The sequence below is a fragment of the Streptomyces sp. NPDC002640 genome, from assembly GCF_053592575.1.
In genome coordinates, this window is the sequence record NZ_JBSFVZ010000009.1 from 229,284 (window position 1) to 254,023 (window position 24,740).

Sequence of the window (24,740 nt, forward strand, 5' to 3'; positions counted from 1 at the left end):
GCCTATTATTGGCCAGGACACGACATGTGAGAGGAGCGGTGACCGTGCCCCATGACGTCCAGGAAGCTGCCGGCCACCGCTCCGGCCGGACGAACGAGCAGGTCGTCGGCCGGGAGGACCTGCTCGCCGACGCCCGGCGCCGACTCGGCCAGGGCGGGGGCGTGCTGCTCCACGGACCGGCCGGAATCGGCAAATCGACGGTCCTGCGGGCACTGGCGGCCGAATACGCCGGAAAGTCACGGACGGTGCTGCGCTGTTCGGCGACGGAGTCGGAATCCCATCTCCCCTTCCTGGCCATCGCCGATCTCCTCGGCCCCCATCTCGACCGGTTCGCCGACCGGCTGCCGCCCACCCAGCGCACCGCGCTGGAGGCCGCGCTCACCGGGCACGGCGGGACGGCGCTGCAGCCGGACGGGCAGCACGGACTGGCCCTGCGGCTGGCCGTACTGGCCGCCTTCCGGGCGCTGGCCGCCGACGGGCCGGTCCTGGTGGTCGCGGACGACCTGCAGTGGCTGGACCGCGCCAGCACCGAACTGCTGGGCTTCGCCGCCCGCCGGAGCAACGGCACCCGGGTGCGGATGCTGTGCGCGCTGCGCACCGGGACCCCCGACGGGCCGGACGTCAACGTCCACCTGCGCGGCCTGCCCCACGACTCGGAGGCGCTGCGGGTCGCCCCGCTGGACCGCGCCCACATCTCCGCCCTGCTCGCCCGCCGCGGCCTGGCGGGACTGCCCCGTTCCACCGTGCGCGCCATCGGGGCGGCCAGCGACGGCAACCCGATGTTCGCGCTGGAGCTGGGCCGCGCACTGGCGGAGAGCCCGACGCCGCCCCGGCCGGGAGAGCCGCTGCCGGTGCCGACCTCACTGCGCGCCCTGCTCCTCGGGCGGCTGGACCGGCTGCCCGCCGGGACCCGGCGGACCCTGCTGGTCGCCGCCGCCGGCGCCCGCCCCACCCTGGAGCTGCTGCGCGCGGCCGGGCGTGCCGACGCCGAGGAGGACGTCGCCCGGGCCTGCGCGCTGGGGGTGCTGGTCGCCGACGACCCGGAGAACCACACGATCCGGTTCACGCACCCGCTGGTGCCGTCCGCGCTCTACGCCGCCGCCGACGGCCCCGAGCGGCGGGCCGTGCACGCGGCGCTCTCCCGGGCGGCCCTCGACCCGATCGAACGCGCCCGGCACCTCGCACTCGCCACCGCGGGGGCCGATCCGGAGGTCGCCGCCCGGCTCTCCGAGGCGGCCGGGCTCGCCCGTGACCGGGGCGCGCCGTCGGTGGCGGCCTCCCTGGGCCTGCTGGCCGCGCGCCACACCCCGGAGCCCGCCCCGCACTCCCCCGGCACCGGCTCCCCCGACGCGCACCGGCTGCGCGCCGCCGAGGACGCGCTGACCGCGGGCGAGGCCGACCTGGCCCGCGACATCGCCCACGACGTGCTGGGCCGCGCCACCGGGGCGGCCGAGCGGGTGCGGGCGTGGACGGTGGTGATCGACGCGGCCGGACAGGCGATGACCGAGGTGGACGCCGTCTTCCCGCAGGCACTGGCCGACGCCGGCGACGATCCGCGCCTGCTCGGCCTGGTCCACCACCGGCTGGCCTGGCAGGCGCTGCTGGTCGAGGGCGACAGCCGCCGCGCCCACCAGGAGGCGGCGCGCGCCGCGCGGCTCGCCGCCGCGGGCGGGGACCGCCGCACCGAACTGCTCTCGCTGGCCTTCCAGGCCCACATGGAGGTGCTGCGCGGCCATCCGGACGCCCCCGCCACCATCGCGCGGGCGCTGGAGGAGGCCCCGCAGGACGAGGCGGAGGCCTGCGACCACAACGGCGCGGGCGCGGTGCAGTGCCGCTGGATGCTGATGGGCGACCGCCTGGACGAGGCGCGGTCCACCGTCACCGCCCTGCTGCGGGGCGCGCGGCGGCGCGGCATGGTCGAGGCGGAGGTGCAGTACCTGCGGCTGCTGGCGGAGACCGAGCTGCGCTCCGGGCACTGCGGACGCGCCGTCGACCTGGCCCGGGAGTCCCTGCGGCTGGCCCGGGACACCGGGATCGGCGAGGCCGCGGCCGGGGCGCTGGCCGCCCGCGCGGAGGCGTCCGGCGGCGACCCCGCCCTGGCCGTGGAGCTGGCCCGGGAGGCGGTGCGGGCGGCGGAGCGCGACGGCGACCACCTCTTCCTCGCGCACGCCCTCTCCGCGCTGGGCCACGTCCTGCTGGCCACGGGCGACCACGGCGGGGCGGTGGAGGCACTGGGCCGGGTACGGGCGCTGGAGCGGCGGGTGGGCATCGACGACCCGGCCGACGGGCGGTGGCACGGCGACCTCGCGGAGGCCCTGGTGCGCACCGGAGAGACCGCGGAGGCGCGGCGTCTCGTGGCGGAGACCCGGGTGCGCGCCGAGCGGCTGGGCCGGGAGGGCGTGCTGGCGGTGCTGGACCGGGCCGAGGCGCTGGTGCTGGCGGCGGAGGGCGACCACGCCGGGGCGGAGCGGCTGCTGGCACGGTCCCGGGAGCGGTTCGCCCGGGTGGGGCGGCGGCTGTCCGAGGGGCGGACGCTGCTGGCGCTGGCCGAGGTGCGGACCCAGCGCGGAGCGAGCGGGGCGGAGCCGCGGGAGGAGGCCCTGCGGCTGTTCCGGCGGTGCCGGGCCCTGCCCTGGCTGCGGCGGGCGGAGACGGCGGAGGCGGCTCCGGCCCCACCGGCCGCGCCCACGGCTACCGTCGCGCCGGACGCCGCGTCAGGGCGGGCCGCCACGGGCGGGGCGGCGGTCCTGCAGGGGCTCGCGGCGATGGAACGGCAGGTCGCGGGACTGGTGATGGAGGGGGCCACCAACCGGGAGATCGCCGGGCGGCTGTTCGTCAGCGTGAAGACGGTCGAGGCGACCCTGACCCGCGTGTACCGCAAGCTGGGGATCCGCTCCCGCGTCGACATCGTCCGCCTCGCCGCCGGAGGCTGACGCGCCGCCGGAGGCTTACGCGCCGTCCGGGAGGCCGGCTCGCCGCAGGAGGCCGACCCGCCGTCCGGGAGTCCGGCCCCCTGCAACGGGACGGGGGCGGGCCGAGAGGGAAAACCCTCGGTCCGCCCCCGCAGGGCAGTCCCTCATGTGCGCCGGGTGGGCATCCTCCTAGGCTGACCTTGACCCCAGGGGGCCGAAGACCGGGGGGCGTTGCGGACGACCACGAGCGACCCGTAGCGCCCCCCATCCACGTCGTGCGGAAGGACGGTCACCTGCCCTTCCGGTGCCGGCCGCGTCCACCGCTCTCGCCGAAGTCGCCGGCGTCCACGCCCGACGAGGACTCCGTGCCGGGGGCGTCCAAGCCCTCCGTCTCGATCCGCTCCCTGCGGACCCGGCCGGTGACGGTCTTGTTCTGGACGCGCTCCTCCGTGGTGAGCCGCACCCGTTCGACCGGGACCACCTCGGTCTCGACCACGGGCCGCTCGGCGTGGAGCGTCACCTCGTACTCGGCCTCCTTCAGCGGCTCTCCGGAGAGCGCCGAGGAACGGTTGGCCTCGGTGATCGGCTCGCGGACGACGCGGACCTCCTCGTACCGCAGCGGAACGCTCTGCTGCACCTCTTCGGTGTCGACGTACTTGTGCAGCCTGGCCCGGCCGCTCTCCTGACGTTCGACCCGGACGTGCATGCGCTCCTCGGAACGCGTCATGGCGTTCTCGGCCGTCTCCTGGCCGACGTCGCCGGAACGCGCGCGGGACTCGGCGGCCTTGCCGCGTCCCTCCATGCCCACGGTGCGGCCCTCCGCGCCGGTGCCGCCCGCGTAGGCCCGGCCGGACTCGTCGGCGTCCCCGGCCTTGCGGCCCCGTGCGGACGCCTTGCCGGCGATGCCTCCGGCCACACCCCCGGCCGCCCCGGCGGCGCCGGCCGCACCGGCCGTGCCCGCGTCCATGCCGGTCCGGCCGGACGTGGAGGCCGGGCCCTGACCCTGGCCCTTGCCCGTGGACTGCTCCCAGGGCTCGTTCCAGTCGACGCCGTAGTAGTCGTAGAGGCGGTGCTCCTCCTCGCGGGAGAGGTGACCGCCGCTGTCGACCACGACGTCGGGGGCGTCCTTGACCTTGTCCTTGGTGTACGGCACCTCGAGGTGGTCCTCCACCAGCGTGGCGTCGCGGATCGGAACGAACGTCTCGCTGCCGCCGAAGAGGCCGGTCTTGACGCTCACCCACTCCGGGCGGCCGGTCGCGTCGTCGAGGAACACGTGCTTGGCCTCGCCGATCTTCGCGCCCGTGCCGTCGTACACCGGATGGTCGAGGACGGCGGGGATCTGGTCTCGGGTGATCATTTCATCACCCTCCTTCCACACTCGGCTCGCCCAACGGGTAGACCCGGACAAACAGCGTGAAACGGTCTTTTCTCCATCAACTCACACGATCTCGGTGGATTAGCCGGGTATTGCGTGCGTGAGGCGGCGTGGAAGGGGGACCCGGATCGCACTGTGGACACGAGCGACGACAGCGCGTGCGCGGTCCCGCCGGCGGACGGCGGGACGGTACGGCGGATCCTGGTGACCGGGTGGTTCAGCTTCCTGCACGGGGAGGCCACCGCCGGGGACGTGCTGGCCCTGGAACGGGTCCGTCAGGTCCTCGACGCGGCGGACCTGCCGTACGACGTGGCCTGGAGCCCCGGGTTCCGGCCCGGGGAGCTCTCGCCGGAGTCCGCCGACCCGGCCGCCTACTCCCACCTGGTCTTCGTCTGCGGCCCGCTGCACGGGTGGCAGATCGAGCAGCTCCACCGGCGGTTCGCCGACTGCGTGCGGGTGGCGGTGGGGGTGTCGGTGATCGATCCGTCCTCGGCGGCGGTGCGCGGCTTCCACCGGGTGCTGGCACGGGACTCCGGTCGGGTCGCCGCCCCCGATCTGGCGGCTCGGGCGCCCGCCGCCTCCCCGGTGCCGGTCGTGGGGGTGGTGCTCACCCACGGGCAGCAGGAGTACGGCGGGCGGCGGCTGCACGAGGCCGTCGGCGCGACGGTGACCGACTGGCTGGGCGGCACGGACTGCGCGCGGGTGGAGCTGGAGACGCGGCTCGACACCCGCGACTGGCGGCTGGCGGCGACCCCGGGTCAGCTGGAGTCGCTGCTGCGGCGGCTCGACGTGGTGGTCACGACCCGCCTGCACGGGCTGGTGCTGGGGCTGCGGTGCGGGGTGCCGGTGCTCGCGGTGGACCCCGTGGCCGGGGGCGCGAAGGTCTCGGCGCAGGGGCGGGTGTGGGGGTGGCCGGCGGTGGTGCCGGGCGAGCACGTGTCCGCGGACGCGCTCGAGCGGTGGCTCCACTGGTGCCTGGGCGCGGAGGCCCGCGCGGCCGCCGCCGCCGTCGCCGCCGCCACCCCCTGCGACCCCGCCGACACCCTCCTCACCGCCCTCCACCACGGGACCTGAGCGGCGACCTCCGCCCGACCCCCACGGCCGAGGCCCCCGCACCCCACAGCTGGCCACCGCCCAGCCCGGCCACCTCACGCTCCACAGCCCCACAGCCCCACAGCCCGGCCGCCGGGCCCACGCCCCCCTGCCGTCGCGATGCCGGGGAGGCGATGCGGGGGGGAGTCGATGCGTGGCAGGCCGCAGGCCGGTGGGCAGGCCGCAGATCGGCGGGCCGGGGACAGCGGGTCGGGGCTCGGGCCGGTGGGGCAGGGCACAGGTCGGCGGGCCGGGCCGCTGATCGGTCGGCCGGGCCGCGCCGGTGGGGCCGGGCCGTGGGGTGGTGGGGGAAGGGGGGCCGCGTACGATGGCGGCGTGATCGGGAGGCCGGGGACAGCGTGGCGCCGCCCTGCGGGGTGGCTGTTCGCGTTGCTCGTGCCGGCCGTGCTCGCCGGGCTGCTGGGGATGCACGGGCTGGCTCCCGGCGGCGCGGTGACCCCGCCGCACGGAGCCCACACCGCACACCCGCCCGCGGCGGCGACCGCCGGGGCCCACGCATGCCCGGACACCGGCGGCGGACACGGTCACCCGGCCCACGCGGACGACTTGTGCGCCGCGGCCGGCGTGGCGTCGGCCTACACGCCGCCCCCGCTCGCCGACGCCGGCCCCGCCGCCGTGACGGCCTCCCCGGCCGTCACCCCCGCCCCCGCGTCGGCCACACCCACCCGCGCCCCGCCCGACCTGGCGGAACTGCAACTCCTGCGGATCTAGAGCGGCCCGCACGACACCCGCGCGCATACCCCCACATACCCCCCGGGGGTTGCGGCGGCGTGCCGTGCCGTCACACCGCTCAGGACACATCACCGGAACTCACCGGAACTCTCCGCAGGAGGAGTCGCACAGCCATGCACGACAACCGTTCACCGATCCGCCGTACCGCCGCCTTGCTCGCCGCCGGAGCGGCCGCCCTGGTCCTCGCGGCCTGCGGAGGCGGCACCGGCCAGGGCTCCGCCGGCCACGACGGCCACTCCCCCGCCTCGACGCCCGCCCCGGCACCCACCTCGGCGCCCGCCTCCGCCGGCGCCCCGAACGCCGCCGACCGGGCCTTCGCGACGGGGATGATCCCCCACCACCGTCAAGCCGTGGAAATGGCCGACCTGGCGCCCGGCCGGGCGGAGTCGGCCGAGGTGAAGGAGCTCGCCGCGCAGATCAAGAAGGCACAGGGCCCGGAGATCACCACCCTGACCGGCTGGCTGGAGGCGTGGGGCGAGGAGGTGCCGGGCGAGGACGCCACGCACCACTCGGCGCACGGCTCCGGCGGGATGATGTCCGCCGAGGACATGGACGAGCTCCGCGCGGCCTCCGGCGCCGCGTTCGACGAGGCGTTCCTCCGCATGATGATCGAGCACCACGAGGGCGCCGTCGCCATGGCCGAGGAGGAACTGGCCGGCGGTTCCCACGGCCCGGCCCGGCGGATGGCCGAGGACATCGTCGCCTCGCAGTCCGCCGAGATCGACCGGATGCGGGAGCTCCTCGGGCGCGACTGACCCGTCCCGGCAGGACGAACCCGACAGGACAACCCCGGTGGGGCGGGTGCCGCAGTGCGCGGCGCCCGCCCCACCGGCGCGTCCACCGCCTTCCGGAATACCCCTGGGGGGTATATGGTTCGGTGGTGCGGGGACCCCCGGAGGTCCCACCTGACACGACATCGGGGAGACGGGGAGAGCGGTCATGGACCACACCACGCACCACCACGGCGGGCACGACCACCACGCGGGCCACCACGACACCCCGGGGCATGACCACGGCGCCGGGTCCGGGGCGTCGTGGTCCATGGCCGCCAAGGCGACGCTGCACTGCCTCGTCGGCTGCGCCATCGGCGAGATCCTCGGCATGGTCATCGGCACCGCGCTGATGTGGGGGAACGTCCAGACGATGGCGCTGGCGATCACGCTGGCGTTCCTCTTCGGCTACTCCTTCACCCTCTTCGCGGTCCGCCGCTCCGGCCTGGGCCTCAAGGCGGCGATCAAGGTCGCGCTGGCCGCCGACACCGTGTCCATCGCGGTGATGGAGACGGTGGACAACGGGATCATCGCCCTGGTCCCGGGCGCGATGGACGCCCACCTCTCGGACGGCCTGTTCTGGAGTGCCCTGCTCGGCGGCTTCGGGGTGGCCTTCGTGGTCACCACCCCGCTGAACAAGTGGATGATCGGCCGGGGCAAGGGCCACGCCGTGGTCCACGCCCACCACTGAGCCCGCTGACGGCGGCGGTCCCCGGCGGGGCCGCCGCCGTCAGCCTGTGTACTGCCGGGCCCGCGACGCCCGCTGCGACGCCTCCAGCAGGGCGAGCCGCGACTCGACCGCCGGCGGCAGCACCCGCCGCTCCCGCAGCACCCACGGCAGCCCCGTCGCGGCCAGCGCGAACCCCCGCAGCGAGGCGGCGTCCCTGGGCACGGTGCGCGCCAGGTGCAGGGTGCGCCGCAGGGCGACGTGCGCCGGTCGCCGCAGCCAGGTGAACCACAGGGTGTTGCGGATGCCGTGGGTGCGGCGGAGGGTCGAGTCGCGGGCGGTGGAGGCCTGGTGGTGGATGGTGAGGGAGTCGGCGTACACCAGCCACCACCCCGCCGCCGCGAGGTCGGCGGCCAGCAACTCCTCCTCGCCGCCCAGCCACAGCCGCGGGGAGAACCCGCCGGCCGCCCGGAACGCGTCGGCGCGCAGCACGGTCGCGGCCGCCAGGAAGGACCCGAGCGCGGGCCCCGGCAGCCAGTCGGGACCCGGCAGGGGTGATCCGCGCAGTTCCTCGACGATGGGGTCCTCGGCCCCCTGGGGTTCCACCAGGATGCGCGCGGTGACCGCGCCGACGGCCGGGAAGCTGTCCAGCAGGTCGGCGGCCCCGGCCAGCGACCCGGCCTCCCACCAGGTGTCGTCGTCGCAGAACGCCACGTAGGGCGTGGTGACCTGCTCCACCGCGAGGTTGCGGCCGACCGCCCCCAGGTTGCGGCCGGGGCGCAGCAGCCGCACCTCGGGGTGGTGGCGGGCGACCGCGGCGGCGGTGCCGTCCGACGAGGCGTTGTCGGTGACGATCACCGGCGGCCGCTCCGGCAGCGCGGCCAGCCGGCCGAGGGTGCGCAGGAGTTCGTCGCGCCGGTTGTGCGTGATGATCACGACGGTGACGCGCGGGTCCGCCCCGGGGGAGGCGGGTCCGGGGCGGGCCGGTCCGGGCCGGGTCATGCGCGGCCTCCGTCCAGCAGCCGTGCGGCGCGTTCCACGTGCGGGGGCAGCGGCGCGCGGGCCCGCAGGGCGCCGGGAAGGCGCAGCAGGGCCTCGCGCAGGGCGCGCCGGGCGGGGCCGTCGCTCCGGGCCTGGAAGGCGAGTTCGCCGGTGCGGGCCAGGGCGAGCGGCAGCGGGCGGCGCAGCCACGCGGTCAGCACCTCGTTGCGGCGCTGGAGGGCGGTGCGGTGCGGGCGGGGCGCGGTGGCGGGGTGGTGGTGGGCGATCACGTCGGGGCAGTAGGTGACGCCCCAGCCGCGGGCCGCGAGGTCGTAGGCGAGGAGGGTCTCCTCGGCTCCGAAGAACAGGACGCGGTGGTAGCCGCCGGCGTCCAGGTAGGCGCTGCGGCGCGCGACGGCGGCGCAGCCGAGGAAGCCCAGCACCTGGATGCCGGGCAGGTCCGCGGCGGGGCCCAGCGGGGAGGCCGCGAGGACCTCGTTCACCGGGTCGTCGGTCTCGCCGGGACCGACCAGGGTGCGGGCGGCGAGGAGTCCCAGCCGGGGGTGGGCCTCCAGGTGCCGGACGGCGGCGGTGAGCGCCCCGGGCGCCCACCAGGAGTCGTCGTCGCTGAACGCCACGTACGGCGTGCCGAGCACCCGCACGCCGAGGGTGCGGGCGGTGGCGCCCCGGTTCTCGGCCAGGGCGACCACCCTGACCTGCGGGAAGTCGCGGTCCATCATCTCCCGGGTGCCGTCGCGGGAGGCGTTGTCGACGACCACCACGCGGGGGCGTTCCGGCAGGTCGAGGAGGTGGCGCAGGGTGTGGGCGAGGCTGTCGCGGCGGTCGCGGGTGGCGATCACCACGCCGACGGCGGGGTCGTGGCCTGCGGGCTGGGACGGGGGTGGGGGCGTGGGCCGGGTGGTCATGGCGTTCCGGTGGTGGCGGTGACGCTGAGCGGGCCCGTCGGCTCCGCCGGGGGTGCGGGGTCCGCGGCGGGGAGCCGGTCGACGGCGGTGAGGACGTCGTCGGGGGTGATCCGCAGCAGGGCCGGGTCGGGGCGGCGGGCGTGCGGGTCGCCGGGTGCGCCCGCGTGCCAGAGCACCTGGTGCCGGGGGTGGTCGGGCGGTCCCCAGCGGCTGGGCGGGGTGGGCCCGAACAGGGTGACGGAGGGTGTGGCGTGGGCGGCGGCGAGGTGGGCGAGGCCGGTGTCGCCGCTGACGACGGCGCGGGCCCCCGCCACCAGCGCGGAGAGGACGGCGAAGGGCGGTCCTCCGGCGAGCCTGTCGCCGTCGGGCAGTCCGGCGCGGTCGGCGACCTGGGCCACCAGGTCGTCCTCGCCCGGCCCTCCGGTGACGACCACGCGGTGGCCGCGCTCCCTCAGGGCGGTGGCGACGGCGGCGAACCGTTCGGCGGGCCAGCAGCGGGCGGGCGCGCCCGCGCCGGGGTGCAGGACGACCGCGCCGGGGGCCGGTGAGGCGCCGTGCGGGCGGGGCAGCCGCAGGTCGGCGGGGTCGGCGTCGTGGCCGTACCAGGTGAGCAGGCGGCACCAGCGGTCGCGTTCGTGCTCCTCCGCGAACCACTCGGGGCCGTCGATCTCCGGTGTCTCCGGGTGGGCGAAGGCGTAGAGGCGGGCGGGGCGGAGGGCGGCGAGCAGGCGGTGGCTGGGCGGTCCGTTGCCGTGCAGGTCGACGGCGAGGTCGGGGGGCGGGCCGGTCCAGTCCAGGGCGGCGGGCACCGCGCGGCCGGGGGCGGAGGCCGGCAGCAGACGGTCGACCGCGGACGACGCCTCGGCCACGGGGCCGAGTTCCGCGGGCGCGGCGAGGGTGATCTCGGCGTCCGGGTGGGCGTGGCGCAGGGCGCGCAGGGCGGGGATCCCGGCGAGCAGGTCGCCGAGGCCGAGGGCGCGCAGCACCAGGATGCGGTGGGTCACCGGAGCCGTCCTCCCTCGCGCGCGGCGGCCACGGCGGCCGCGGCGCGGGCGGCGAGCCGGGTGGAGGAACGGCCGTCGAGGTAGGGCAGCAGGACGGCCTGGCCGCCCCACTCCTCCAGCAGGGCCGCCTCGGGCAGGTCCGCGCCGGCGTAGTCGCCGCCCTTGACCCACACGTCGGGGCGGAGGCGGGCGAGGAGCTGCTCGGGGGTGTCCTCGTCGAAGACGGCGACGGCGTCCACGCAGGCCAGCGCCTTGAGGACGCGGACGCGGTCGGCGAGGGGGTTGACGGGGCGGCCGTCGCCCTTGCGGCGGCGGACCGAGGAGTCGGAGTTCACGCAGACGACCAGGCAGTCGCCGAGGCGGCGGGCCTCCTCCAGCAGGCCGACGTGGCCGGCGTGGAGCAGGTCGAAGCAGCCGCCGGCGGCGACCACGGTGCCGCCACCGGCGCGGACCCTTTCCGCCAGCCCGCACGGATCCTCCGCCTCGCGGTACCCGCCGGGCGCCCCGCCGGCCCCCAGAACCCCACCACGCCCACCACGCCCACCACCGGCACCGTCCCGGTTCCGGCCCCCCGCGCGCGCCCCGAGCCCGGTCCCGTCCGCGAAGCCCGCCCCGTCCACGGCCCGCGTCCCGGTGCCGTCCCATGCCCGAGCCCCGGCTCCGGCCCGCACACCCGCCGCGTCGCCGTCCCGGCCCTGGTCACCTACGCGAACACCGCGCTCGACACCGTCGGGGAAACCGCCCCCGCCCCGGGCGCCGGTCCCACCCCCGGCTCGGTTCCGCTCCCCCGCGCGACCCTCCGGCTCGGCCTCGGCCAGGGCACCCGCCCCGTGCCCGGCGCGGATCGGGTCCCCCGCGCGGACACCGGGCTCGGCACCGTCACGAGCGCCCGCCCCGTCCCCGGCGCGGATCGGGTCCCCCGCGCGCACCGCGGGTTCGGCCCCGGTCGGGAGGTGCGGCCCGTCAAGGGCGTGGCCGGGCGCGGGCCGGGCCGGGGTGTCGGTGGCCGGGTCGAGGCCGATCGCCCCGGCCGCCCCCGCGGCGACGAACGCCGTGGCGGAGGCGACGGCGTCGGCCACCGCCTCCTCGACCAGCGCCCCGTCGGCCAGGCGTCCCGCGGCCGTGGCGGCGAACCGGTCGCCGGCGCCGCAGGGGTCGCCCTGGTGGGCGGTGGGGGCGGGGAAGAGCAGCGGGTTGTCCCCGTAGGAGAGGAGGGCGCCGCGCGCGCCGAGGGTGACCACCACGGCGGCGGCCCGCCAGGCGCGGACCAGGGCCGCGGCGCCCCGCGAGACGGTGCGCAGGTCGTCGCCCCGGCCGCCCTCGGCGAAGAGGCGGGCCTCCTTCTCGGCGGGGGTCACCAGCCGGGTGCCGGGGACCGGGACCGCCCCGCGCGGGTGCGGGTCCCAGACCTCGGGCGGGCGTTCGGCCAGGACGTCGCGCAGCGCCTCGGCGGCGCCGCGTCCGTAGTCGGAGACGAGCACGGCGTGCGCGGACCGGATCGCCGCCACCGCCTCCTCGGTGGCACCGGCGGCCCGGCCGTCGCCCCGGTCCACCCGGGCCACCGGCAGGTGCTGGGCGAGCAGCCGGGTCTTCTCCGGCAGCGGCCCGGTGACCGGCAGGGCGACGACCCGCACCCGCGGCTCCAGCAGCCGCCGCAGCAGCAGGGCGGCGGGATCGTCGCCGAGGCCGGTGATCAGCGTGACGGCGCGGCCGTCGAGGGCGGCGAGGTGGGCGGCGAGCGCGGCGCCGCCGGGACGCAGCCGCTCCACGCAGTCGGCGATCACCGGGACGGGGGCGTCGGGGGCCAGCCGCTCGGCGGTGCCGGCGAGGTCGCGGTCGAGGAGGGCGTCGCCGACGACGACCAGCGGGGCGGGTCCGTGTGCGGCACGGTCGGTGCGGTCACTCATGCCGGCGGCCTCCCCTCGGCACGTCGTCGGGGGTGCGCCGGATCAGCCCGGCCTGGAGGGCGTGCGGGCCTCCTCCGGCGCCGCGGGCGGGCGCGGGTTCCGGCGTTCCGGCGGTGTCCGCGGGGCGGCGGCGGCCCTTGGCGCCCCAGCCCCGTTCCAGTGCGGCGTCGAAGGCCTCGCAGACCATGTGGACGGCGACCAGGTGGAGTTCCTGCACGGTGGCGGTGGCGGGCGCCTCGACCGCCAGCACCTCGTCGGCGGCGGCGGCCAGCGGGTTGGGGGCCGGGCCGGTGAGAGCCCACACGTGCAGGCCGGACTCGCGGGCGGCCTCGGCGGCGGCCAGCAGGTTGGCGCTGGCGCCGCTGGTGGAGAGCAGCATCAGGATGTCGTCGGGCCGGCCGTGGGCACGGACCTGGCGGGCGAACACCTCGTCGATGCCGTAGTCGTTGGCGATCGCGGTGGTGCTGGAGGTGTCGGCGTGCAGGGCGATCGCGGAGAACGGCGGGCGGTCGTCGCGGTAGCGGCCGACGAGTTCGGCGGTGAGGTGCTGCGCCTGGGCGGCGCTGCCGCCGTTGCCCGCGGCGAGCAGGCGTCCGCCGCCGGTGAGGACGGCGGCGAGCAGCTCGCCCCAGCGGTCGACGCTGTGGGGGGCCGTGGCGCGGAACGCGCCGAGGGCCCGGTCGAGGGCGTCGCAGTGGCCGCCCGAGGCGGAATCCGGTCGCATGTCCATCACGCCACCTCCGAGGAAGAGAGTTCGCGGCCCGCCGCCACCTGGCGGTAGACCTCTTCGACGCCGTCCGCGACGCGACCCCAGGTGAAGCGGTCGAGCACGCGGGCCCGGCCGGCGGCGCCGTAGGCGCGGCGCCGGGCGTCGTCGGCGAGCAGTTCGCGGGCGGCCCGGGCGAGGGCCCCCGGGTCGTCGGGCGGGACCAGCCGGCCGGTGGTCCGGTCGGCGACGCTGTCGCGGTGCCCGCCGACGTCGGTGGCGAGCACCGGGACGGCGCAGGCCATCGCCTCCAGCGGGACGATGCCGAAGGGTTCGTAGGAGGGGGTGCACAGCACCAGGTCGGCGCTGCGCATGAGGGCGGGCATCCGGTCGCGGGAGACCGCGCCGAGCATCCGGACGCGGTCGGCGACGCCGAGGTCCTCGGCGAGCGCGAGCAGCCGGGCGACCTCCGGGACGGCGTCGGCGAGTTCCGGCGCGTTCTCGGTACGGCAGGCGAACGGGCCGCCCACGACGAGGAGTTCGGTGTCGGGGATCTCGGTGAGCGCGCGGACGGCCCGGTCGTAGCCCTTGCGGGGGACGAGGCGGCCGCAGGCCAGCAGCCGGTGCCGGTGGCGGCGGGCGGGCGCGCCGGTGAGGTCGGGGCCGGGCCGGAACTCGGTGGTGTCGACGCCGCAGGGCACCACCGAGACGCGGTCGCCGGGCACGCCCATGGCGGCGAGTTCGGCGACCTCGTCGGAGCAGGTGGCGATCACCCGGTCGCAGGAGCGGGCGAGTTGGCGTTCGAGGGCGAGGCGCTGCACGGGGCTGGTGTCGAGGGCGCCCTGGTGGCGGCGCTTGACGGTGCCGAGGGCGTGGAAGGTCTGGACGACGGGGATGCCGTGCGGCCGGGCGCCGTCGCGGGCGGCGAGTCCGGACATCCAGAAGTGGGCGTGCGCGGCGTCGGGGCGCTCGCGCGCCCAGACCCGGTCCAGGTGTTCCCCGAACTCGGGCATGTGGGCGAGGAGCTCGTCCTTGGGCAGGGGCTCGGCGGGGCCCGCGGGCACATGGTCGACGACGGTGCCGCCGGCCATCCGCACCCGGTCGGGCAGGTCGGGGTCGTCGCGGCGGGTGTGGACGGTGACGTCGTGGCCGCGCCGGGCGAGTTCCTCGGAGAGGCGGGCCACGTACACGTTCTGGCCGCCGGCGTCGGGTCCGCCGAGCGCGGCGAGCGGGCTGGCGTGCTCGGACACCATGGCGATCCTCATCGGGTCACCTCCTTCAGCAGCCGCTCCCAGTCGTCGAGGAAGCGGGGCAGCCCGTAGCGGGAGAGCGCTGCCGCGCGGGCGCGTTCCCCGACGGCCCGGGCGTGGTCCGGGTCGGCGGTGTAGTCCCGTACGGCGTCGGTCAGGACGTCGAGGCGGTTGGAGACGACTCCGGCGCCGCCGGGGACCGCCTCGGCCACCTCGGTGGTGGCGAGGGCCACCACCGGCATCCCCAGGTGCATGGCCTCCAGCAGGGAGAGTCCCAGGGAGGTCCAGCGGACCGGGTGGACGTAGAGGCGGCGCCGGGCCATCTCGGCGTGCAGGTCGCGCTGGACGAGTTCGTGGTCGCGGCAGCGGTCGGGGGCGAGTCCGAGGGCTCCGGCGATGCCGCGGGTGCCCATGCCGAAGACGTCGAGGGGCGCGGCGTGGGCGAAGTGCGGGAGGAGGTCGGTGCCGGTGGTGCGGCCGCGGCGCAGGGGTTCGTTGACGACGACGGCGGCACGCGGGAGTTCGCCCGTCCAGAGCGGTCCGGGGTCGACGATGCCGTGCTCGATCACCGCGGTGGGCGCGGAACCGGCGTCCCACATCAGGCGGTTGAAGTGGGTGACGTGGACCAGGGTGACGCCGGGGAGGTCCGCGGCCGGGTGCCGGGTGTCGGGCACGTCGCCGTCGGGCGCGTTGTGCTCCAGGTACACCAGGGGCGGGCGGCGGCCCAGCCACCGGTCCACCAGCTCGATCTCGTGCGGGCGCTGGAGGACGACGAGGTCGATCTCCGCGTCCCGCAGCCGCTCCGGGGGGACTTCGACCACGGAGTCGGGCCAGTCGAAGGTCCGTGCGCGTCCGAGGCCGTCCGGTCCCCGGTCGGGGGTGACCGGGACGACGTAGGTGTGCGGGCCCTGGACGAACGCGGTCGTCCAGGAGCCGTGCACGTGCCAGATCAGGATCCTCATCGGGACACCATCACTTTCTCCACCGCGGCGAGCACGTCGAGCCCGGTCACCGTGTTCAGGCACGGGTGGCCGGGGAGCGGGCAGGTACGGGCTCTGCTGTCCGCGCAGGGCGACTCCTGGTCGCCGAGCAGGACGTGCGGGACGCCCCAGGGCCGCCAGCGTTCGGCCGGCACCACGGGGGCGAAGAGGGAGACCACGGGCGCGCCGACGGCCGCCGCGAGGTGGGCGGGTCCGGTGTTGCCGGTGACCACGGCGCGGGCGCGGGAGAGCACCCCGGCCAGGGTGGCGGCGTCGGTGCGGCCGCCGAGGTCGAGGCCGTCGCGTCCGGCGACGCGGGCGGTCAGCTCGCGTTCTCCGGGTCCGCCGGTGACGAGGACCCGGTGGCCGGCGGCGGCGAGTTCGCGGACCGCCTCGGCGCAGCGGTCGGGGCTCCAGGCGCGGGCGGGGACGCTGGCGCCGGGGTGGAGGACGACATAGGGCTCGGGCCCGGTGAGGGCGCTGGTGTCCGGCGGCGGCAGGACGGCGAGCCGTCCGTCGTCGTCCTCGGCGGGCGGGAAACCGGCCGCCTCGGCGAGCCGCAGGGCGGCCTCGGCCTCGTGGGCGTGGTCGGGGCGGCGGTGGCGGACGTCGAGCAGCGCGCCGGGGTAGTCCACGCTGTCGGCGGCGATCCGCCGCACCCCGGCCATGCGCAGCAGCAGTGCGGTGGGGAGCGGGGACTGGTGGAAGGAGGTGAGGACCAGGGCGGTGTCCGCGCCGAGGCCGGCGATCCGGTCGACGGTCCGTTCGACGTCCGCGCGGTCCACGGGGGGCGGCTCCAGGCCGACCCAGGGCGAGTCCCAGACGAGGATCCGGTCCACGCCGGGCAGCAGCCGTGCGGCGGGCTCGCCGCGCGGGCCGCAGAGCAGGGCGACCTCGTCGGCGTGCCGGGCGACCGCGCGGACGGCGGGCCCGGCGAGCAGGACGTCACCGAAGCTGTCGAGCCGCACCACCAAGGCTCTCATGCCGGCCTCCCCGCCTCGACCGTCTGCCCCCGGCGGTCGAGGTCGTAGTAGGCGACGACCAGCCGCACCGCGCTCAGCAGGTCGGGGGCGACCACGGGGGCGGCCTCGACCTCCTCGGCGCGGGTGACCGGGGTGGGCACCAGCACCGCCCGGGCGCCGGCGCCGAGGGCGGCCTGCACGTCTGCGCCGATGTCGCCGATGACCACGCACCGTCCGGCGGGGACGCCGAGCCGGTCGGCGGCGGACCGCACCAGCCCGGGTGCGGGTTTGCGGCAGGGGCAGCCGTCGGCGGGGCCGTGCGGGCAGATCTCCCAGACGTCGAACGGGCCGAGGTGCTTCTCCACGCGGGCGTTGACGGCGTCGACCTGGGCGTGGGTGAGCAGGCCGCGGGCGATGCCGGACTGGTTGCTGACCACGCCCACGGCGAGGCCGTGCCGGCGCAGCAGCGCGAGCGCCTCGACGGCGGTGGGCATCGGGCGGACCCGTTCCGGGTCGCCGTTGTAGGGGACGTCCTCAACGAGGGTGCCGTCGCGGTCGAACAGGACGGCCGGCGCGGGGTTCACGGGCCGACCACCTCCGTCCAGGGGCGGGCGTCGCGGTGGCGCCACAGGCCTTCCAGCCGGTGGCGCGTGGCGGCGGGCGGGATGAGGAGGCTGGTGAGCAGCATGGTGACCACCTCGTCGCGGGTGCGCGGGCCGGGGGCGATGCGCGCCCAGGCGAACTCGGCGGTCCCCAGGGCCCAGGCGAGCGCGGCGAGGCAGGCGGTGCGGCGGCGTCCGGCGACGGCGAGCAGGCAGGCCGCGGCGCCGGCGGCGGTGATCGCCGCGTGGCGGCGGATCCGGCCGCGCGGGGCGGCGGCCTCGCGCCACCAGTCGGGGCCGTGCAGCCGCAGCATCAGGGCGTCGTCGGCGTTGCCGCGCTGCTGGCGCAGCGAGACCCAGCGGTCGGCGGGGCGGACCGGGTGGCGGGTGGTGCGGCGGCCGCGGCGGATCTGCCAGCCGGCGTCGAGGACCCGCAGCGCCAGGTCGGCGTCCTCGCGGAAGGCCCGCGGGAACCGCTCGTCGAACCCGCCGACCTGTTTGAGCGCCTCGGTCCGGTACACCATGTCGGCGGTGATCCACAGTGCCTGGGCGAGCCCGGCGGTGGCGCGTTCCCAGTCGGTGGGGCGGCGTTCGCCGGGCAGCGGCACGGCGATCACACCCTGGATGCCTCCGGTGTCGGGGGCGGCGGCGGCCAGGTCGTCGGTGAGCTGGTCGCACCAGTGCGGGCCGACCTGGACGTCGTCGTCGAGGAAGGCGATCCACGGGGCGGCCACCGCCCGGGCACCGGTGTTGCGGGCGGCGGCGGGTCCGCGTCCCCCGCCGGGCAGCACGGTGGTGCGGTGGCGGAGGTCGCCGAGGACGGACAGCGGGTGCTCGAGCGCTTCCCGGTCCTCGTTCGCGGGGGCGGGCCGGTCGTCGACCAGGACGATCTCGGACGGCTTGGGTCCGTGGGCGGCGACCAGCGAGGCCAGGCAGTCGGCGAGCGTGTCGCGGACCAGGGTCGGGACGACCACCGCGTACCCGGGTTCCTCGGCCGTCCCGGGCGTCTCGGCCGGGCCGGTCACGCGAACATCCTGGCGCGGCGGACCGCGAACGGGCCGATGGCCAGCAGGTCGACGGGCGCGGAGCCGAAGCACTCCAGGGCGTCGCGCGGGTCGTCGACCATGGGCCGGCCGGCCGTGTTGAGGCTGGTGTTGACCACCACCGGCAGGCCGGTGCGCCGCTCGAAGGCGTGCAGCATGCGGGCGACCAGCGGTTCGCGGCGTTCCTCGACGGTCTGGATGCGGGCGGTGCCGTCGACGTGGACGACCGCGGGGATGCGGTCGCGCCAGGCGTCGGCGACCTCGTGCACGAACAGCATGTAGGGGCTGGGCAGCTGCCCGGTGAAGATCTCCGCGGCCCGGTCGGCGACGACCATCGGGGCGACGGGGCGGAACTCCTCGCGGCCCTTGACCTTGTTGAGGCGTTCCAGGTTCTCGGCGCGGCCCGGGTGGGCCATCAGGGAGCGGTGGCCGAGGGCGCGCGGGCCGTACTCGCTGCGGCCCTGGAACCAGGCGACGACGCCGTCCCGGGCCAGTTCCTCGGCGACGGTCTCGGCGATGTCCTCGGGCTCCTCGAACGGGACGGCGGCCTCCTGGAGGATGGCGCGCAGTTCGTCGTCGGACCAGCCGCGGCCGAGGTCGGCGCCGGGCATCGGCTCGGGGTGGTCGCTCAGGTGCAGGGCGCCGCCGAGGGCGGTCCCGGCGTCACCGGCGGCGGGCTGCACCCAGACGTCGCGGAAGGGGCCCATCGCGGCGATCTTCGCGTTGGCGACGCAGTTGAGGGCGACGCCGCCGGCCAGGGTGAGCGAGTCCCCGCCGCCTGCGCTGTGCAGCCAGTGGACCAGTTCGAGGAGGACCTCCTCCAGCACCGCCTGGGCGCTGGCGGCGAGGTCGGCGTGGTCCTGGGTCCACGGCTCGTGTCTGCCGCGCGGCGGGGCGTAGGCGGCCCAGTTCACGCCGTGGGCGCGGAAGCCGCCGTCGCCGGTGGCGTGGACGTGTTCGCGCAGCTGATTCAGGAAGCGGGGCCTGCCGTAGGAGGCGAGCGCCATCACCTTGAACTCGTCGCTGCTGCGCAGGAATCCGAGGTGCTCGGTGAGTTCCTCGTAGACCAGGCCCAGGGAGTGCGGGAGCGCCTGGGTGGCGAGGGTGTCCAGCTTGCCCTCGGTGTAGCGGCCGGCCAGGTGGGAGGCGGACTCGCCGCGGCCGTCGAGGACCAGCACGGCGCTGTCCGGGAACGGCGAGGCGGGGCCGGCGGAGGCGGCGTGCGCGACGTGGTGCGGGACGAAGACGACCCGGTCGGGGTCCAGGCCGGGCAGCGCCTCGGCGAGGAACTCCGGTGCGCGGCGCGCGTATTCGAGCCGCAGCGGGTCCCAGGGGTCGTTCAGGCCCATCTGGTCGGCGGGGCGGGCGAGCCGGGGGTCGAAGGAGTAGGCGACGGCGTCGAGTTCCTCGGCGCGCAGGCCGGCGTGCTCCAGGCACCAGCGGGCGGACAGCTCGGGGAGCTCCCAGGCGGAGAAGGGGACCGGGCGCTTGCCGTGCTTGCGTCGGCTGAACCGTTCCTCCTCGGCCGCGGCGACGGTGCGGCCGTCGATCACCAGGGCGGCGGCCGGGTCGTGGAAGAGGGCGTTGATGCCAAGGATGCGCATGGAGGTGCTCCGTCCCGGACGTGCGGTCGGGGTCTGGCTGTTCGCTTCTGTCGGCTGCTGGGTGCCTCCCCGGGCGGGGAGGGCTGGGCGGGTGCCGCGCCGTCGGGGCCCGAAACGCGGGGCGGGCGACGGTCACCCGGTTGGCGCGTCCGGCGGGCGGGTCGCCCGCCGCCGTGCGTGCGGGGCGGGCGGACGCCGTCGCGTCAGGCGGCCTGGGCGGTGCGGGTGAACCAGCCGATGGTCTCGCCGAGTCCCTCGCTCCAGCCGGTCCGCGGCTGCCAGCCGAGGCGTTCGCGGGCCAGGGTGGTGTCGGGGCGGCGGCGCCCGGGGTCGTCGACGGGGCGGTCCACGAAACGGACGCGGGAGCCGGACCCGGTCAGCTCGATCACCCGGCGGGCCAGTTCGAGCATGGTGATCTCCTCGGAGCCGCCGATGTTCATCGGCCCGGTCTCCTGGGACTCCGCCAGCGCGAGGACGCCCTCGACGGTGTCGTCCACGTAGCACAGCGAGCGGGTCTGGCCGCCGTCGCCGGCCACCGTGAGCGGCATGCCGTCCAGCGCCTGCGAGATGAAGGTGGGCACGGCGCGGCCGTCGCCGGTCCGCATGCGCGGCCCGTAGGTGTTGAAGATCCGCACGATGGCGGTGTCGGTGCGGTTCACCTGGCGGTGTGCGGTGGTCAGGGCCTCGGCGAACCGCTTGGACTCGTCGTAGACGCTGCGCGGGCCGATCGGGTTGACGTTCCCCCAGTAGCCCTCGTGCTGCGGGTGCTCCAGGGGGTCGCCGTACACCTCGGAGGTCGAGGCGAGCACGAACCGGGCCTCGTCGACGCCCGCCCGCTCCAGGGCGTGCCGGGTGCCGGTGGAGCCGACCTCCAGGGTCTGCAGCGGCAGGCGGAGGTAGTCGGCGGGCGAGGCCGGGCAGGCGAAGTGCAGCACCAGGTCGAAGCGGCCGGGCAGGGCGGCCAGCAGGCCCGGTTCGGTGACGTCGCCCTGGACGAAGGTGAAGGCGGGGCCTTGTTCGAGGTCCAGGACGTTGGCGCGGGAGCCGGTGCAGAGGTTGTCCACGCACACCACCTCGGTGCCCTCGGCCACGAGGCGGGCACACAGGTGGGATCCCACGAAACCGGCGCCGCCGGTGACCAGGGCGCGGCGCCAGGGGCGTCGGGGTCGGCCGAACCAGTTGGGGCGGCTCATACGCCTCTCCTTCCTCTCGCCTGGGGCGGGGAACTGCCGGGCGCGAGTACCCGGGTCGGCAGGACCATGCAAGACCTCACCCGTCCGGGCGAATGCCGGGGCTGACCTGGAGGGTTCTCTAGGATCGGGGGATGGCGGAATTCCTGTTGGAACGCACGGTGCCGCTGCCCCTCGACGAGGCGTGGCGGCGGGTCACGGACTGGCCCCGGCACGGGGACGTCGTCCCGTTCACCCGCGTGACGTCCGACGGCCGGTTCGTGCGGGCGCGCACCGGGCTGGGGCCGGCCGGCTTCCTCGACCTGATGGAGATCACCGTCTGGTCCCCGCCGGAAGGCGGCGCGGGCGGCCTCTGCCGCCTTGAGAAGCGGGGCCGGGTGGTGCGCGGCTGGGCCGAACTGGAGGTCCTGCCGGGCCCGGGCGGCCGCTCCCGCGTCCGGTGGCGCGAGGACGTCGGCATCCGCTTCCTGCCCCGCCTCGCCGACCCCGTCCTGCGGGCGTCGGGGCGGTACGTGTTCGGCCGCGCCCTGAACCGGCTGCTGCGCGGGCGGTGACGCGGAGGTGCCGGCGTCCGAGGGCCGGGAGCCGGGGGCCGGACGCGCTGGGGGCCGGGCGTTGGGGTCATCCGTTCGGACGACCCCCGGGTCATCCCTTCGGCACGTCCCGATCAGCCTTTCCGCCGACCGGCGAGGTCCCGGTCCGGACCGAGGATCGGAGGAGCGCAAGGCCGCGACCGGCCGAGACGGACACGAAGGGGCTCCCGCCATGCAGCACCACCGCAGCGCCGAACGCGGCGGCTTCGCCGAGACCGCCGCCCTGCCGCGCGGGACCGCCCGGTGAACCGCCGGGCCTTCCTCGGCGCCCTGGCCGTCGCGACGACGGCGGTGGCCTGCACGCCGTCGGGGCGGGAGGAACCGGGCGCGGAGGACCGGACGGAGAACCGGACGGAGAACCGGGCGGAGGACCGGACGGGGACACCCCGCGCGGAGAACGGTCGGGCCACTCCTTCTCCCGCTGCCGAGGGGCTGCTCCTGGTCGCCGACTTCGGCGCCGACACCGTCACCTTCGTCGATCCCGCCACCGGCCCCGTGGCCTCCGTCGAGGCCGGCACCGCCCCCTACGGACTCGCCGTCGGCAAGGACGGCCGGGCCTGGGTCGCGGCCGCCGAGGGCGTGGCGGTGATCGACACCCGCGCCCGCCGCCGCCTGGCCCTGCTCCCGTACCGCACCTCCCCCGCCCGCCTGGGCCCGCCGGCGCACGGCGAGTACCGCGGCGGCGGCATGGGCATCGCCCTGTCCCCGGACGGCCACCACGTCCACGTCGGGGTGAACGTCCCGGGCGGGAACGGGGTACTGGAGACCATCGACACCACCACCTCCCGCACCACCCGCACGGTCCCCGTCGGCCGCCGCCCGTTCGACGTGAACGTCTCCCGGGACGGCTCCGAGGTGTACGTCACCAACCACGACTCCTTCGACGTCACCGTGGTCCCGGCCGAAGGCCGCCCGCGCCGCATCGAGGTCGCGCCCTACGGCACGGAGGGCGGCCTGGGCTCCTGGCTGAAGCCGCACTACGCCGCCGTACGACCGTCCGACGGCCGTCTGCTGCTGCCGTTCGAGGGCGAGAAGCTGGTCGTGCTCGACCCGCGCACCGGCCGGTCGACGATCGAGCCGATGACGGCGAACACCCACCAGCACGGGGTGGCCGTCACCCCGGACGGCACCGTCCTCGTCGTGGGCACCGGCCCCATCGACCCGGCGCGGGACCGGGGCCCGTCCCTGACGCTCCGCGCCCCCACCGGCCGGGAGCGGTTGATCGGCCTGGACGGCCCGCACGAGGACGTCGCCGTCTCCCGGGACGGCCGCACCGCCTACGTCACCGGTGGTTTCACCCGCGACGGCCACTGGGACGGCATCACGGTCGTGGACCTCCCCACCGGCGCCACCCGCCGCCTGCCCGCGGGCCGCCGCCCCCTGGGCATCGCGGTCCTCTGACCCGCGCGGGTGCCGGCCCCGGGCATCCGGCGGGCCTCCGCGGACGGACGGCCCGGCCACCCCCGGCGGCTCGGGCCGTCGCCCGCTACGCGGTGGCGCCGTCGAGGGGCACGACGACGGGCGTGCCGACGTGTTGGTAGATCACCGAGCTGCGGAAGTTGACGATCTCCCGGCGTTGGCTGAAGCGGTCCATCAGGACGGTGTGCAGGTGATCGACGTCCTTGACGGCGACGTGGACCAGGAAGTCCTCGCTGCCCGCGACGACGAACACCGACAGCACCTCGGGCAGGGCTGTCACGTACCCCTTGAACCCCTCGATGACCTCCCGGCTCAGCGGGCGTACCTGGATCGAGAGCAGTGCCTGGACGGGACGGCCCAGGGCGCGCAGGTCGACCGCCGCGTGGAAGCCGGTGATCACCCCGCGCCGGCGTAGCGCGCGTGTGCGTTCCAGGCAGGTGGACGGGGCGATGCCCAGCTTGCGGGCCAGTTCCTTGTTGCTGATCCGTGCATCGCGCTGGAGATGCCGCAGGATCAACGAATCCAGTTCGTCCATGCCCGGGACATGCCCACAACCGCCGAATTTCATTCGGTGACGACCCCAAGGTCCTGCGCACATCCCTACGGTCTCCCCCACCAGCCGAACAAGTGGACCAGGGGGAAGAACTGATGGCAGATCATGAGATTCCGGCCGCGGCCGCCGAGGGGCGGCGTCCGGGGCTCGGCTCCGGTACCGGCGCGGCGTTGTGCGTCGGGGCGGTGCTCGGGCCGGGTGCGCTGACGTTGGCGTCCACCGCCGCGGCGGAGGCGGGGCCGGGGTCGGTGCTGGCCTGGTCGGTGCTGATCGCGGTGAGCCTGCCGATCGCGCGCGTGTTCGCGGCGCTCGGTGCCCGGCATCCCGACGGCGGCGGCGTGTCGGCGTTCGCGGGCAAGGCGTTCGGCCCGTGGCTCGCCCGTCCGGTGGGGTGGTGGTTCTACTGGGCCGTGCCGCTCGGCGTGCCGGCGGCCGCGTTGATCGGCGGTGCGTACACCGCCGCCGCGGCCGGCTGGGGACCCGCGGCCGCGGCGGTGGTCGCGCTGCTGGTGCTGGGCGCGGCCTACGGCGCCAACCTGGTGGGCCTGCGCCTGTCGGGAGGCCTGCAACTGCTGCTGGTGGGGCTCCTGGCGGCCCTGTTGTCCGTCACGATCGCCGTGACCGGCACCCATGTCGACGCGGCCGCCTTCAGTCCCTTCCTGCCGTACGGCTGGTCCTCGGTCGGGACGGCGGCAGGCGTCCTGTTCTTCGCCTTCGCGGGCTGGGAAGCGATCAGCCATCTCTCGGCGGAGTTCCGTGACCCCGAACGCGACCTCCCGCGGGCCACGCTGCTCGCCTGGTGCGTCGTCACCGTCCTCTACCTGGGGCTCGCCGTCGTCACCGTCGGAGTGCTCGGGGCCGCCGCGGGGTCCACGACCACCCCGCTCACCCTGCTGCTGGAGACGGCGTTCGGCGCCCCCGCACGCCCGGTCGCGGCGGCCGTCGCCCTGCTGCTGACGTTCGGCGCCGTCAACGCCTACCTGGCCGGCGGTGCGCGCATGGGCGAGTCGCTGGCGCGGCAGGGTGCCATGCCCGGCCGGCTCGGCACCGGACCGGCCGCGGCACCGGGGGTGCCGCGGCGCAGCCTGGGCGTCCTCACGCTCGCTTCGGCCGCGATGATCGTGGCCGCCGCCGGTGGGTTCGTCGGCTTGGAGACCCTGCTGCGGGCGACGTCTGCGTGCCTGGCCGCGGTCACCCTGACCGGACTGGCCTCGGCCGTCGTCCTGTTGCGGGACCGGCCCTCCTTGCGCGCCGGTGCCGCCGTCGGCTGCGCCGTGATCCTCGCCGTGCTGTCCTTCGGCGGGGCGTTCCTGCTGGTGCCCGCCGTACTGGCCGCGGCCGCCGTGGCCTACCGTCTCGTCGGCTCCCCCCGAAGGCTCCGCACCCGGGCATCGGCGGGAGACCGCGCCGCGTGAGCGTCGTTCCCGGTCCCGCGACCCGGTCCCACGCCT

General features: G+C 76.7%; 22 protein-coding genes. 8 read left to right on the forward strand and 14 right to left on the reverse strand.

Annotated features, from left to right (window positions below):
- Positions 1-38: 38 nt before the first annotated feature.
- A complete protein-coding gene (locus tag ACWD3O_RS14990; protein ID WP_451416121.1) occupies positions 39-2,933 on the forward strand; it encodes an ATP-binding protein in 2,895 nt (964 codons plus the stop codon).
- 268 nt (positions 2,934-3,201) lie between these two features.
- Here ACWD3O_RS14990 and ACWD3O_RS14995 read toward each other — a convergent pair whose 3' ends face one another.
- On the reverse strand, positions 3,202-4,269 hold the full coding sequence (locus tag ACWD3O_RS14995) for a DUF2382 domain-containing protein (protein WP_451413366.1): 1,068 nt from the start codon (positions 4,267-4,269) through the stop codon (positions 3,202-3,204).
- Positions 4,270-4,491: 222 nt separating this feature from the next.
- Between ACWD3O_RS14995 and ACWD3O_RS15000 the strand changes: the two genes are divergently transcribed.
- From ACWD3O_RS15000 to ACWD3O_RS15015, 4 genes are all read left to right on the forward strand, one after another.
- Positions 4,492-5,361 carry a polysaccharide pyruvyl transferase family protein gene (locus ACWD3O_RS15000; RefSeq protein ID WP_451413399.1) on the forward strand — a complete coding sequence of 290 codons (870 nt, stop codon included), beginning with the start codon at positions 4,492-4,494 and terminating at the stop codon, positions 5,359-5,361.
- A 357-nt stretch (positions 5,362-5,718) separates the two neighbouring features.
- The gene (locus tag ACWD3O_RS15005) at positions 5,719-6,111 is read left to right on the forward strand and encodes a DUF6153 family protein (protein WP_451416161.1); all 393 of its coding nucleotides are present in this window, start codon (positions 5,719-5,721) and stop codon (positions 6,109-6,111) included.
- Positions 6,112-6,245: 134 nt separating this feature from the next.
- On the forward strand, positions 6,246-6,887 hold the full coding sequence (locus ACWD3O_RS15010) for a DUF305 domain-containing protein (protein ID WP_451416122.1): 642 nt from the start codon (positions 6,246-6,248) through the stop codon (positions 6,885-6,887).
- 184 nt (positions 6,888-7,071) lie between these two features.
- Entirely contained in the window at positions 7,072-7,593 is a 522-nt protein-coding gene (locus ACWD3O_RS15015) for a DUF4396 domain-containing protein (RefSeq protein WP_451416123.1), read from the forward strand.
- A gap of 39 nt (positions 7,594-7,632) precedes the next feature.
- Here the strand turns inward: ACWD3O_RS15015 and ACWD3O_RS15020 are convergent, their stop codons facing one another.
- From ACWD3O_RS15020 to ACWD3O_RS15075, 12 genes are all read right to left on the reverse strand, one after another.
- The gene (locus tag ACWD3O_RS15020) at positions 7,633-8,571 is read right to left on the reverse strand and encodes a glycosyltransferase family 2 protein (protein WP_451416124.1); all 939 of its coding nucleotides are present in this window, start codon (positions 8,569-8,571) and stop codon (positions 7,633-7,635) included.
- On the reverse strand, positions 8,568-9,476 hold the full coding sequence (locus tag ACWD3O_RS15025; protein WP_451416125.1) for a glycosyltransferase family 2 protein: 909 nt from the start codon (positions 9,474-9,476) through the stop codon (positions 8,568-8,570). Before ACWD3O_RS15025 ends, ACWD3O_RS15020 begins: the two co-directional genes overlap by 4 nt.
- A complete protein-coding gene (locus tag ACWD3O_RS15030) occupies positions 9,473-10,480 on the reverse strand; it encodes a glycosyltransferase family 9 protein (RefSeq protein WP_451416126.1) in 1,008 nt (335 codons plus the stop codon). Before ACWD3O_RS15030 ends, ACWD3O_RS15025 begins: the two co-directional genes overlap by 4 nt.
- Entirely contained in the window at positions 10,477-12,387 is a 1,911-nt protein-coding gene (rfaE2, locus tag ACWD3O_RS15035; protein WP_451416127.1) for a D-glycero-beta-D-manno-heptose 1-phosphate adenylyltransferase, read from the reverse strand. Before rfaE2 ends, ACWD3O_RS15030 begins: the two co-directional genes overlap by 4 nt.
- A complete protein-coding gene (locus ACWD3O_RS15040; RefSeq protein WP_451416128.1) occupies positions 12,380-13,117 on the reverse strand; it encodes a D-sedoheptulose-7-phosphate isomerase in 738 nt (245 codons plus the stop codon). The genes rfaE2 and ACWD3O_RS15040 overlap by 8 nt, the downstream gene beginning before the upstream one ends.
- Positions 13,117-14,358, reverse strand: coding sequence for a glycosyltransferase (locus ACWD3O_RS15045; protein WP_451416129.1), 1,242 nt, complete (start codon positions 14,356-14,358; stop codon positions 13,117-13,119). The genes ACWD3O_RS15040 and ACWD3O_RS15045 overlap by 1 nt, the downstream gene beginning before the upstream one ends.
- Positions 14,355-15,305, reverse strand: coding sequence for a glycosyltransferase (locus ACWD3O_RS15050; RefSeq protein WP_451416130.1), 951 nt, complete (start codon positions 15,303-15,305; stop codon positions 14,355-14,357). Before ACWD3O_RS15050 ends, ACWD3O_RS15045 begins: the two co-directional genes overlap by 4 nt.
- Positions 15,302-16,306 (reverse strand): glycosyltransferase family 9 protein, encoded by a 1,005-nt coding sequence (locus ACWD3O_RS15055; protein ID WP_451416131.1) that lies wholly within the window; start codon positions 16,304-16,306, stop codon positions 15,302-15,304. Before ACWD3O_RS15055 ends, ACWD3O_RS15050 begins: the two co-directional genes overlap by 4 nt.
- Entirely contained in the window at positions 16,303-16,869 is a 567-nt protein-coding gene (locus ACWD3O_RS15060; protein WP_451416132.1) for a D-glycero-alpha-D-manno-heptose-1,7-bisphosphate 7-phosphatase, read from the reverse strand. The genes ACWD3O_RS15055 and ACWD3O_RS15060 overlap by 4 nt, the downstream gene beginning before the upstream one ends.
- On the reverse strand, positions 16,866-17,912 hold the full coding sequence (locus ACWD3O_RS15065) for a glycosyltransferase family 2 protein (RefSeq protein ID WP_451416133.1): 1,047 nt from the start codon (positions 17,910-17,912) through the stop codon (positions 16,866-16,868). The genes ACWD3O_RS15060 and ACWD3O_RS15065 overlap by 4 nt, the downstream gene beginning before the upstream one ends.
- Complete coding sequence (locus ACWD3O_RS15070; protein WP_451416134.1) at positions 17,909-19,534, reverse strand: carbamoyltransferase family protein; 1,626 nt, start codon at positions 19,532-19,534, stop codon at positions 17,909-17,911. Before ACWD3O_RS15070 ends, ACWD3O_RS15065 begins: the two co-directional genes overlap by 4 nt.
- Before the next feature lie 203 nt (positions 19,535-19,737).
- On the reverse strand, positions 19,738-20,727 hold the full coding sequence (locus tag ACWD3O_RS15075) for an NAD-dependent epimerase/dehydratase family protein (RefSeq protein WP_451413352.1): 990 nt from the start codon (positions 20,725-20,727) through the stop codon (positions 19,738-19,740).
- 131 nt (positions 20,728-20,858) lie between these two features.
- Here ACWD3O_RS15075 and ACWD3O_RS15080 point away from each other — a divergent pair, with 131 nt between their 5' ends.
- Positions 20,859-21,278, forward strand: coding sequence for an SRPBCC family protein (locus ACWD3O_RS15080; RefSeq protein WP_451416135.1), 420 nt, complete (start codon positions 20,859-20,861; stop codon positions 21,276-21,278).
- A gap of 282 nt (positions 21,279-21,560) precedes the next feature.
- Positions 21,561-22,718 carry a YncE family protein gene (locus ACWD3O_RS15085; protein ID WP_451416136.1) on the forward strand — a complete coding sequence of 386 codons (1,158 nt, stop codon included), beginning with the start codon at positions 21,561-21,563 and terminating at the stop codon, positions 22,716-22,718.
- A gap of 85 nt (positions 22,719-22,803) precedes the next feature.
- Here the strand turns inward: ACWD3O_RS15085 and ACWD3O_RS15090 are convergent, their stop codons facing one another.
- Positions 22,804-23,271 carry an Lrp/AsnC family transcriptional regulator gene (locus ACWD3O_RS15090; RefSeq protein WP_451413349.1) on the reverse strand — a complete coding sequence of 156 codons (468 nt, stop codon included), beginning with the start codon at positions 23,269-23,271 and terminating at the stop codon, positions 22,804-22,806.
- A gap of 113 nt (positions 23,272-23,384) precedes the next feature.
- Here ACWD3O_RS15090 and ACWD3O_RS15095 point away from each other — a divergent pair, with 113 nt between their 5' ends.
- Positions 23,385-24,704: an APC family permease gene (locus ACWD3O_RS15095; protein WP_451416137.1), complete on the forward strand. Its 1,320-nt coding sequence runs from the start codon at positions 23,385-23,387 to the stop codon at positions 24,702-24,704.
- Positions 24,705-24,740: the final 36 nt, after the last annotated feature.